The sequence below is a fragment of the Leucobacter sp. NPDC077196 genome, assembly GCF_040687075.1.
In the GTDB taxonomy this organism is placed as follows: Bacteria; Actinomycetota; Actinomycetes; order Actinomycetales; family Microbacteriaceae; genus Leucobacter.
The window spans coordinates 1-9,695 of sequence record NZ_JBFBML010000031.1 but is presented as its reverse complement, the minus strand read 5'-3'; the positions used below and the strand labels follow the sequence as shown (position 1 = coordinate 9,695).

12 protein-coding genes are annotated in these 9,695 nt (G+C 65.9%); 5 read left to right on the top strand and 7 right to left on the bottom strand.

Annotated features, from left to right (window positions below):
• Nucleotides 1-103: 103 nt before the first annotated feature.
• The 4 genes from AB0O71_RS15145 to AB0O71_RS15130 all read right to left on the bottom strand — a co-directional run bounded on the left by AB0O71_RS15145 (nucleotide 104) and on the right by AB0O71_RS15130 (nucleotide 1,670).
• Nucleotides 104-394: a hypothetical protein gene (locus AB0O71_RS15145; protein ID WP_363746658.1), complete on the bottom strand. Its 291-nt coding sequence runs from the start codon at nucleotides 392-394 to the stop codon at nucleotides 104-106.
• A gap of 2 nt (nucleotides 395-396) precedes the next feature.
• Nucleotides 397-762, bottom strand: a complete 366-nt coding sequence (locus tag AB0O71_RS15140; protein WP_363746656.1) for a hypothetical protein — start codon at nucleotides 760-762, stop codon at nucleotides 397-399.
• A 90-nt stretch (nucleotides 763-852) separates the two neighbouring features.
• Complete coding sequence (locus AB0O71_RS15135; protein WP_363746654.1) at nucleotides 853-1,089, bottom strand: ribbon-helix-helix domain-containing protein; 237 nt, start codon at nucleotides 1,087-1,089, stop codon at nucleotides 853-855.
• Nucleotides 1,086-1,670 (bottom strand): ParA family protein, encoded by a 585-nt coding sequence (locus tag AB0O71_RS15130; RefSeq protein WP_363746652.1) that lies wholly within the window; start codon nucleotides 1,668-1,670, stop codon nucleotides 1,086-1,088. The genes AB0O71_RS15135 and AB0O71_RS15130 overlap by 4 nt, the downstream gene beginning before the upstream one ends.
• A 206-nt stretch (nucleotides 1,671-1,876) precedes the next feature.
• Between AB0O71_RS15130 and AB0O71_RS15125 the strand changes: the two genes are divergently transcribed.
• The 4 genes from AB0O71_RS15125 to AB0O71_RS15110 all read left to right on the top strand — a co-directional run bounded on the left by AB0O71_RS15125 (nucleotide 1,877) and on the right by AB0O71_RS15110 (nucleotide 4,496).
• Entirely contained in the window at nucleotides 1,877-2,863 is a 987-nt protein-coding gene (locus tag AB0O71_RS15125; protein ID WP_363746650.1) for a hypothetical protein, read from the top strand.
• A 588-nt stretch (nucleotides 2,864-3,451) separates the two neighbouring features.
• Entirely contained in the window at nucleotides 3,452-3,733 is a 282-nt protein-coding gene (locus tag AB0O71_RS15120; RefSeq protein ID WP_363746648.1) for a hypothetical protein, read from the top strand.
• Entirely contained in the window at nucleotides 3,734-4,096 is a 363-nt protein-coding gene (locus tag AB0O71_RS15115) for a hypothetical protein (RefSeq protein WP_363746646.1), read from the top strand.
• Nucleotides 4,089-4,496 carry a Rid family hydrolase gene (locus AB0O71_RS15110; protein ID WP_363746644.1) on the top strand — a complete coding sequence of 136 codons (408 nt, stop codon included), beginning with the start codon at nucleotides 4,089-4,091 and terminating at the stop codon, nucleotides 4,494-4,496. Before AB0O71_RS15115 ends, AB0O71_RS15110 begins: the two co-directional genes overlap by 8 nt.
• Nucleotides 4,497-4,503: 7 nt before the next feature.
• Here the strand turns inward: AB0O71_RS15110 and AB0O71_RS15105 are convergent, their stop codons facing one another.
• Nucleotides 4,504-4,890, bottom strand: a complete 387-nt coding sequence (locus AB0O71_RS15105; protein ID WP_363746642.1) for a hypothetical protein — start codon at nucleotides 4,888-4,890, stop codon at nucleotides 4,504-4,506.
• Between the two features lie 184 nt (nucleotides 4,891-5,074).
• On the opposite strand from AB0O71_RS15105, the gene AB0O71_RS15100 reads away from it, so the two are divergent.
• Nucleotides 5,075-8,548, top strand: a complete 3,474-nt coding sequence (locus AB0O71_RS15100; RefSeq protein WP_363746640.1) for an AAA family ATPase — start codon at nucleotides 5,075-5,077, stop codon at nucleotides 8,546-8,548.
• Nucleotides 8,549-8,600: 52 nt separating this feature from the next.
• On the opposite strand, the gene AB0O71_RS15095 is transcribed toward AB0O71_RS15100, so the two are convergent.
• Together AB0O71_RS15095 and AB0O71_RS15090 are read right to left on the bottom strand one after the other, a co-directional pair.
• A complete protein-coding gene (locus AB0O71_RS15095; protein ID WP_363746638.1) occupies nucleotides 8,601-9,080 on the bottom strand; it encodes a VOC family protein in 480 nt (159 codons plus the stop codon).
• A 55-nt stretch (nucleotides 9,081-9,135) separates the two neighbouring features.
• Nucleotides 9,136-9,510, bottom strand: a complete 375-nt coding sequence (locus tag AB0O71_RS15090; protein ID WP_363746636.1) for a nuclear transport factor 2 family protein — start codon at nucleotides 9,508-9,510, stop codon at nucleotides 9,136-9,138.
• Between the last annotated feature and the right edge of the window lie 185 nt (nucleotides 9,511-9,695).

The following is a 9,695-nucleotide window of genomic DNA, read 5'->3' as shown; positions in this document are numbered from 1 at the left end:
AATAGAGGGAGTGGTCATCGGTGTGACGCCTTTCGAGTGGGATGTGAGAGTTTCCTCGAAGGAAGATCCCGGTGGCCACGCTGACGTTTACTGGCCGGGATCGTTACACCACTCTACGGGGCACTACTTTAACGCGCAGCTCACCGCGCTCTGCACGGTCGGCCAGCTCCGCGTAGCGAGTGTCGTCGGCCTCGGTGTAAGGGCCATACAGAACCGCGAACTGCTGCGGGTCGTCGACGAGCAGCGTCGTGATCCTCTCGACGGATTCCCGTTCGAGGGGGAAACCATCGTTCAGAACGTACCAACACGCGCTCACGGCCTGCTCGTGCTGCGCCGGGGTGAGGTTGGCAAACAGCTCCGGCCAGCGTTCCTCGAAGTTTGTCTCGGTGCTCATCGTCAGCTCTCCTGCGGCTCGGGATACCAGCGCACCACGGCGTTGTGCGAGTGGGCGCGATGAACGTGGTTCGAGGCGAGCCGGAGTGAGCTGGCGGCAGTGGTCAGTTCGGCGGCGGCCGCGCGGGGGCTGCCGCTGCGGTTGTCGTCCTCGCCCTCGTAATGCTTGCCGTCCTCGACGCGGCTGTGCCAGCTCGCGAGCTGTTCGCACACCTGCGCTACATGGTCGATGATCGCGCCCAGCTCTCCAAGCATCGAGTAGGAATCGCGCGGGTTCGGCACATCGCGGGTCGAGTGCGCCAGGGTGTGCAGCAGTTCCTCGGCTTCGCGGGCGACTTCAAGCTGCCGTTCTTGTTCGTTGATAGCCATAGCCGGTGTTCCTCTCGTTGCTGTCGACGGTACGGGTGACCGCCGACAAATACGGATACTTACAAGCTGACATGTCTACATGTAGACATGTCAGCTTTCGCTCTTGCCTCGCAGTTTCAGCAGTGTCTCTAGTGCCTCGATAGTGAGCGCCTGCAAGGTGGTCTGCTCGTCGACGGCGAGTTTCTTGATTGCCTTGTTCAGCGATACCGGCACGCGGGTCGAGTGCATCACCATCGGCTCGGCCAGCGCGCCGCCGGCCTTGAGGTCGTCCACCCGCGTCGGCGGGGTTTTCTTCCGTGCGCTATCGAATACGTTGCCGACGCTCATTTCACGAGTCCTTTCAGCTCCGCGAGCACGTCAGCGTAGACGCCCGCATCGGTGATCTTCTGCCCGTAGGCCATTGCGAGCGCCTGGGCCTGCGGAACTTCGGTGTCGAGTACCGGGATACCGAACGGCTCCAGCGCCTCGCGCACCTGAGCGGCGGCAACGGTGCGCTTCACCACGCGAGTCAGCAACACCACGGCGGTCGCATCAGTGAGCGCCTGCACTTCCTCGACGAGCTGCACCGTCTCGGCGTACTGCGCGAAGTCGCCGCCTGTGGGCTGCATCGGGATTACGACCAGATCGGCTGCGCGCAGCGCCGAGGTCGTCACACCGAGGTCGCCAGGCGGGGTGTCGATTACGACGTGATCGTGCGAGGCACCGAGCCACGTCTGTTTGTGGATCGTGGGTTTCGGGTGCGCGGTCACATCCCATTCCAGTGCGTTCGCCCAGTTGAGCGCGTCTCCCTGCGGGTCGGCGTCGACCACGAGCACGCTGTCGCCCGCCGTCTTGAGCGCGGCCGCCAGGTGCATCACGGTCGAGGTTTTCCCCGTGCCGCCTTTCAGGTTCACTACTGCGATCTTCATAAGGCAAGTCTACATGTAGACATGTCTACTTGTAAATGCGTTGATATTTCTAGAAATAGCAAGTCTGAATGTAGACATGTAAGCAACAGCGATATGGTGCCGTAGGATAAACAGAACGAGCCGCCCCCGTTGGCACCGGGAACGGCTCGCCGCACCGACGAGAGCCGCCGGCGCGTAACACCCCCTGAACAGACCAGGAGGCTCTAGTGAGCGTACCGAACCAAGACCCCCTGAGCTTGCCCGACTGGATGCGTCGGCAGCTCGACCATGCCACCGCCGTTGAGCACGGCGAAGCGAACGAGCGTCGCGGCATCGTGCTCGGCAACGGCTACTTCTCGCTGACACCGATGGACGAGCAACCCGCCCGTGAATGGCAGGGGCAGAACTCGTACACATCGTGGTCGATCAGCGCCGGCAAGGTACTCACTAAGCACGGTGAATGGGTCGAGGCTCCCGTGCCCTCGGGGAAACCGGCGCTGCTGATCGGTGCAGCAATCGCAACGAAGATCCGCTCGACCGTCAAGGCCGGCGGCAACCCGCTCGACGGGATCGGCCTTGAAGAGACGCAGCGCTCTCTCGCGGCCGACCTCGGCTACCCATCGACCGGCGGCCGCCAGCACCAGGAACTCACCCGCCAGGTCACCGGGTTCGCCGTCTCGACGTTCCACATGGCCGAGTGGGGGCCGGAGGACGCTGAGGGTGGCCGCCGCTACCGCCAGCAGTCGACGACACTTGCGAGCGGCGTGCAGCTCTACGTGCCCGGCTGGGGCGACGTGCTCGACGGCCTCGACTCGTACATCGTGCCCTCGCAGCTCCTCGTCGATCTGGCGCTCGATCCCAAGACCCCGCCGGCGCGCCTCGACGCGCTCGCGCGCATGTCGGGGCCGTTCCCGATGCAGGTTGCCGCGTGGCTTGAGAAAGTGCTGTTCTCGATCAAGGACGGCCCCCGGCGCGAGCGCATCTTCGAGTGGGCCGACCTCTACGACGAACTCACCCACGGCTACAAGCGCCTCGACAACTTCCGTGCCCGGTTCCGCGCCGCGCTCGACGAGGCAGCCGCCACGCGCCGGATTCACGGCGACGGCATCGAGACAAACTTCGCCATTGATCGGGTGCCCGGCCGACGCGGTGGGGGAACCGTGCTCATCATCCGGCGTAGCCCGCTGCTCAGGCTCCCGGCTGACGAGCTGTAGCAGCCTATTTCCCTACCGAGCGCCACACCCCTAGCAGTCGTCATTTCCCTACTGAACGACTCGCCCCGAACCCTGTGGATAACCAGCTCCGTGAGTCGTTCAGTAGGGAAACCGTGAGTCGTTCAGTAGGGAAATACGCGCGTCTCGATCTACTCCCGTCTGGGGTGTCGTTGTTCCCTAGTTCTCTTCTTACCTAGTTCTCTCTTTTACCTACTTACCGACGTAACTCAAGACCGCGCGCGTGCGCGAACTAGACCGTGTTGTCGGCAGGTTCTCGACGAGCTGCGCCCGTCTCGGGGCTGCCGCGGGTTTCGCAAGCGAAACCCTTGCCCTCAGAGGGATTGGTTACGCCCGTACTTCCCACGGATGGGGTGACGATACACCGTCAGGTGCAGCTCACGCTCACAACGGAACACCCCCGGAGACGCACGAGAACGGCCCTGGGAGCGACGCGAGTGCGTTGCCGGTAGTTCTTCCCAGGGCAAGAGGCTTTTGAGAGCGTCAAAGACGATCCAGCGAAGCCCCCGGCCCGAGCAGAACGTGACACATTTGTGCGCCTATTTGTGGCGCATCATGTATGCTGGTGGCATGTCTATCGCTCATGTTCTCCCCAGCCGGGAAGCTCGCACCGAGATTCCCAAAGCGCTGCGCCGGTTCCGCACCGAGGGTGCGACGGCCGATCCTGTCGTGTTCGGCTCGCACCGTCGACCCGAGGCCGTGGTGATCCCGTTCGAGCTGTACACGTCGCTGCTGCCCGCGATCGAGGAAATCGAGATCGCCCAGATCGTGCGCGAGCGCCAGGGCGAACAGGCCCGCCCGCTCAGCGAGTTCGCCGCCGAGCTGGGCCTCGACGCGGCCGACTACGAGTAAGTGGCGCGCCGCAAGCTGGCACTGACCAGCCTCCCCGGTTTCGAGCGCGACGTGTACGCGCTGCCCGATCCTCGCACCCGCAAAATGGCGCTCGACATGCTCGCGTTCATCCGCGACGGACGGGTGCAGGGCGAACCCCTCGGCCAGCACGTCAAGACCGGAGACCTCTCGGACTGCTACAAGTTCTACTTCGACCCCAACGGCGTCGGAAAGCCCCGCTACCGCCTCGTGTACCGCTACACCCCGAACGAGGTGGAAGCCGTCGCAGTCGAGGCCGTCGCCGTGGGCGAGCGCAGCGGCCTCGACGTGTACCTCACCGCCGCCGAACGACTCAAGCGACTGTCAGAAAGCGACCATGACTAGAGCCGTCACCCTCATCCGTTCGCAGGCGCTCTCCGATGCCGCCGAGTACGCCTACGCCGCCACCGCGCCGGCCGATGCGCGGCTGATCTTCCTTGCCGGCTCTTGCCCGCTCAACGAGGACGGTACGACCGCAGGAAAAAGCGACTATGCGGTGCAAGCGGCAAAGTGCATCGAGAACATGAACACCGCTCTGGCCGAGGCTGGCGCAACCATCGAGGACGTGATAAGCACCCGCGTTCTGGTCGCCTCGACTGAACAGGCCGACCTCGTAACCGCGTGGGAAGTCGTGCGCGATGCGTTCGGTTCGCACGACGTACCCAGCACACTCATGGGCGTTACCGTGCTCGGCTACGACGACCAGCTCGTTGAGATTGAAGCTGTCGCCGCAGTTCAGGACTGAGCGCGAGTCAGACCGCGTTGCGCATCCGTCGCAGTGCAAACGCCTGGCTCCCGGCGAACAGGGCAATATCGACGGCCACCGCGAGCACAGCCAGCACGACGAGTACCGCTGCGCTCGTGAGTGAGAGCGCAGCCACCGCAGCGGCCGCGAGCAGGTTGGCGATCATCACGAGCCGGAGCGCGGCACGCATTGGCAATCGGGCGAGCATCACCAGGATCAGCCCGGCCCAGAGCACCACCGCGACCCCAGCCGTCACGAGCACCCACACAGGCACCGGCAGAGCTGTCGCGATTGACGGAGCCGTGAACGCAACGCCTGCGCCGAGCACTATGCAGTAGGCCGCATCGAGCCGCAGGCTCAGCCGCCCAATCCGCTCACCGCTCCACTTGCTCATGCCCTCATCCTACGACCCGACCTCTTGCCTTACGAACCTTTGCCAGCTCCGCCGGCAAACTCACGCCCCACACTCACGCCCCACACTCACAATCTGCTCGCTATTATTGAAGCACGTAATCTACCAATGTTAGAGCGGGGCCGCGACCTCGGTTCGCGGCCCCGGATCGAGAGGGGATGAGCCGGTGAGCAAGGGCGGCTTCAAAGCGTTTCGCGGCTCGGCCGCGACCGCTGAGAGCTACCTGCTCGAACGCGATTCCGACCGCCTCGACGACTACTACCGCGAGGGCAAAGAGCGTTCTGTCGAGCACGGCGTCGTCGGCGTCGCCGGCACCGAAATGGGTGCGCTCACGCCCGAGCAGTTCCGGGCGTGGATGGAGCACCGCGACCCCGAAACCGACCAGGTGCGCGGCGCGTTCCGGCAGCGTACTTTCATCAACTCCGAGGGCATCGAGGAAGTCGGCGGCACGCCGCTCTACCAAGAAACCATCATCAGCGTCGACAAGACGCTGAGCCTCGCGGCCGCCGCGAACCCGAGGGTTGCGGCCGCGCTCGAACAGGCGATGAGTCGGGCCTGCACCGTGGCGGCCGAGGCCGTCGCAGAGCACGCGGTTACCCGGATCGGGCCGCGCGGTGCGCAGCGGCAAGTGAAGTTCGACCGTATCGAGTTCACGAGTGTTCAGCACACCACGAGTCGCACCGGCGACCCGCATTACCACCGGCACATGCAGATCCTCCCCGTGGGCGAAGTCGCCGGCGAATGGCGGGCGCTCGACGGGCGCACGCTGTACCGGCTCGCGGAGCGCGTGAACGCGGCCGCCGACCTCGCGCTCTCAACCGATATGGAGCTGCGACAGGTGCTCGCGGCCGAGGGGCTGAGCTGGGAGCCGGCGCAGGGCGGTGGCCGCGTCACCGAGTACGCGCCGCTCGTCAATGAGCACTCGGCCCGCCGGGATCAGGTCGCACAGAATCGTGAACAGCTTGAGCAGGCGTGGCGGATCGCACACCCAGGCCAGGAGCCGGGGCCGCGTCAGTGGCAGGCGTGGGATACGCACGCCTGGGCGCAGGAGCGGCCCACGAAGAAGCCCGACGCCGAGCTGACCCCCGAGGGGCTGGCCCGCACGGTGGGCGAGGTCACCCCGCAGAACACCGACCGCACTCTGTACGGGCAGGAAGCCTCCCAGATCGATCCCGCCGTGATCGGTGCCGGCGCGCTCGACGACCTCGGCCGGCAGCGTTCCGCGTGGTCGCTGGCCGACGTGCAGGCGGCCGTCGACCGACGCCTCGCACAGACGTACCTCATCAGCGACGTGGGCGTGGCCGAGCTGCGCGACGCCGCTATCGACACCGCCATGCAGCGCAGCGTCTCGTTCCTCGACGCCGGCGTGAACGTCGAGGGCGTCAGGCACTACACGAGCGACCAGGTGCTTGCCACAGATCAGCAGCTCACCGACGCGCTCACCGCCCGCGCTGTGGTGCCCGGCGAGGCCGGCACCGTGGCCGCGCAGCGGGAGGGGTTCACTCTCTCGGCCGAGCAGCAGACGGCGGCCGAAGCGATAGCCGGCACACACTCGCTTGTCGTGATTCAGGGCGCGGCCGGCGCGGGCAAAACCACGATGCTCGAAGCGGCCGCCGAATCGCTCAACGAGCAGGGCCGGCGGCTCGTGGTCGTCTCCCCGACCAAGCGCGGCGCGTTGGAGGCCGGCGACGTGCTCGGCGTCGACGGCGAGAGCGTCCACGCGCTGCTGTACCGCGCCGGCGCCGAGGTCGACGACGCCGGGCGCTGGCAGCTCCCCGAACGGTGGCGGTCGCAGCCGGCAGGCTGGCGACTCGACGAACACACGGTGCTCGTGGTCGATGAGGCCGGGATTCTCGACCAAGACACCGCCGCAGCGTTGCACCAGTACGTCGACGACATGCGGCTCGGGTCGCTCGTGCTCTCCGGCGATGCGGCGCAGCTCGCCGCCGTCGGCCGAGGCGGTTACCTCGCCCGCGCCTCGCAGCTCTCAGGCGTCTCCCTCGACCTCACCGACGTTCGACGGTTCCGCACCCCAGACGGCGGGATCGACGAAGCCTATGCCGAGCTGTCGCTGAGGATGCGCGACCGCGACGACCCCGGCCAGATATTCGACGAGCTGCACGAACGCGGCCTGATTCAGACCGGCACCCCCGGCGAGGTGCTCGAGCGGCTTTCCGAAACCATCGCGCTCGAGCAGCAGGCCGGCCGCAGCACCATCGCCGTCACGTCGACGAACGCGGCCGCGCAGCAGATCAACCACGCCGTGTACGAGCGTCTGGTCGACGCCGGCGTGATCGACCCCGCCACCGTGACGCACGGGCGCGACGGCGACCCCATCGCCGCAGGCGCGCAGGTAGCGACCCGCGAGAACGACCGCGAGCTCGGCGTCGCCAACCGGCAGACGTGGACGGTACGGGGCGTGAACGCTGACGGCCGGATCACCGTTGCCGACCCGACGACGGGGCATCACCGCACCCTCGACGCCGACTACGTGGCCGAGCATGTGCAGCTCGCCTACGCCGTCACCGGGCACGGTGCGCAGGGCATGACCGTCGACACCGCGCACGCGGTGCTCTCCGACGAGATGGATGCCGCCGGCGTCTACGTCGGCATGACGCGCGGCCGCGACGCGAACGTGCTGCACGTCGTCGCCGTCGACGAGCAAGATGCCCGCGAGCAGTTCGTCGAGGCGTTCACCCGCGACAGCTCAGACCGTGGCCTCGACGAAGCCCGAAAGCAAGCCGAGCGCGACATGCACGGCATCATCGCCGGCGACGCCGCGACCGTGGCCGAAGAGGTCGACCAGCTCACCCGCGAAGCTGCACACGCCGAGCAGCAGGCCGCCGTCTGGAACGATGCAGCCGGGCAGTTCGCCAGGTTGTGCGAGCAGCAGACCGCCGAGCTGCACCAGCTCGAACAGGTCGCGGAGACGACGCAGGCCACCGCGCAGCAGGCGCACACCGAAGCCCTCGCCCCGCTGCACACCGAAGCTCAGACCGCCGGGGCCGAGGTCGCTGTGCTGCGCGAGCGCGCGACGCAGGCGCAGCAGGAAGCGCGCAGCGCCGGCCGGTTCAGTCGCCGGCGTGCCGAGCGCGACGCCCAGGCTGCTACGAGCGAGTGGGAGCAGGCGCGCGGCCGCGTTGAGCAGCGCTGGGGCAGCGCCCCGTGGGGGCCGCACGAGGTCGAGAGCTGGGTCGAGCGCGTCAGCCAGCAGCGCGCCGGCCAAAACCCCCAGGTGCGCGACGCGAGCAAAGCCGCAACCGCCGCGAAGATCGAGCTGGGCACCGCGCGCGAGCGGCACCCGCTCGAAGCGTCCGGCCTCGCCCGCCGAGTATTCCGAAACGACCCCGCCGCGCATGTGATGACGGCCGAGAGCGGGGAGCGCCGTGCAACTCGGTACGCGCAAGAATGGCGCGCCCGTGCCACCGATGCACGAGCCGAGGCCGTCGAGCTACGCCAGCTTCCCACCGCTCAAGCCGCCGAACGAGTGCAGACGAAGCACCAGGCCGCAGCAGAGCACGCGGCACGCGAAAAGCAGCTCGCGCGCGAACGCGCTGAACGACTCCGGCAGCACGACCCCTACCGCCCAACTCGCCACCATCCGGGCCAATACCGAGGCGGCCCCAGCCTCGGCCGGTAACTACTTAATCCTCGGTGAGTAAGAGTTTCACCACGTCGAGGCGATCTGAGGGTTAGCCAGACTGTTCGATGATAAGCATGTCGTTGGCATCAAACTTCCAATCGTCGGCGTAGGCAACTTCCCAGTAGTAGCCGTCCGGGTCGCGGAAGTAGCCGCTGTATCCGCCCCAGAAGACCAGTTCGGGGGCCTTGGCGATGGTGCCTCCAATGCTTTCGATCTTTGCGAAGATCGCGTCGACTTCCTCTTTCGTTTTCGCGTTATAGGCGAGGGTGATGCCGTTGAAGGCTGCGGCGGGGTCTGAGGTAGTGGGCGGGCTGTCTCCACCGATGTCTGCGGCCAGTTCTTCTCTCTGGAAGAGTTCGAGTTTGGTGCCTCCGTTGTCGAAGAACACGATTTCGGGGTTCTCTTCGTTGTTGGGAGTTTCGAAGCCGAGGCCATCGCGGTAGAAAGCTCGGGAGCGGATGAGGTCAGCCACACCCAGGCAGATCAGGTTGATGCGGTTGAGTTTGGGGTTCGACGCTGAATCACTCATGTAGCCACGATACTTGAGGGCAAGGCCGCGCAGCGGGCGCGGCAGCCTGAGCGGTCTACGCAGCTGCCTCAGTCTGCTGATAGAGCGCCATTCTCGGCTTCCCATCCACTCGACGGTAAACGCTCGACATGAACGCAGTGTACGGCTCCGTCATTTCTTCCCGAGACGCTGTCGCACGGTACACCAGTACGGCGGCATCGCTACCCGCTTCGACGATCCGAACGTCTGTGATTTCGTAGGCCGCCCAAGCCGGAGAATCGTTGAGTGAAGCCGCGATTTCATCGCGAGTCATCACCCAGCCGTTGGACAGCACAAACAACGCATCGGGCATCATCAACTCGCCGTAGAACGTGCCGCCAGTGGACTCACAAAGCGACTTCCAACCGGCGTGTTCGAGGCTCAGGAGTTCGTCGAGGGTGAATGCACTCATGATTCAAGCCTACGATTCGCCGGCCTCGCCCAAGAGCTGGCGAGCCTCAGCCGATGCCGTGGCACCGTGACGCTCAGTACCGGGCTTAACGCGGGTCAAGTCCCGTGGAGTGGTGTAACCGTTTCGTGATCCTTCAAGGATGTGGGGGCTAGTTTTCGTTGTGATTGCAGATGCTCGCGACGAGC

Bases quoted from the DNA above. Each gene is read 5' to 3' on its own strand.
- AB0O71_RS15145 (WP_363746658.1), bottom strand. From the start codon at position 394: ATGAGCACCGAGACAAACTTCGAGGAACGCTGGCCGGAGCTGTTTGCC.
- AB0O71_RS15140 (WP_363746656.1), bottom strand. From the start codon at position 762: ATGGCTATCAACGAACAAGAACGGCAGCTTGAAGTCGCCCGCGAAGCC.
- AB0O71_RS15135 (WP_363746654.1), bottom strand. From the start codon at position 1,089: ATGAGCGTCGGCAACGTATTCGATAGCGCACGGAAGAAAACCCCGCCG.
- AB0O71_RS15130 (WP_363746652.1), bottom strand. From the start codon at position 1,670: ATGAAGATCGCAGTAGTGAACCTGAAAGGCGGCACGGGGAAAACCTCG.
- AB0O71_RS15120 (WP_363746648.1), top strand. From the start codon at position 3,452: ATGTCTATCGCTCATGTTCTCCCCAGCCGGGAAGCTCGCACCGAGATT.
- AB0O71_RS15110 (WP_363746644.1), top strand. From the start codon at position 4,089: ATGACTAGAGCCGTCACCCTCATCCGTTCGCAGGCGCTCTCCGATGCC.
- AB0O71_RS15105 (WP_363746642.1), bottom strand. From the start codon at position 4,890: ATGAGCAAGTGGAGCGGTGAGCGGATTGGGCGGCTGAGCCTGCGGCTC.
- AB0O71_RS15095 (WP_363746638.1), bottom strand. From the start codon at position 9,080: ATGAGTGATTCAGCGTCGAACCCCAAACTCAACCGCATCAACCTGATC.
- AB0O71_RS15090 (WP_363746636.1), bottom strand. From the start codon at position 9,510: ATGAGTGCATTCACCCTCGACGAACTCCTGAGCCTCGAACACGCCGGT.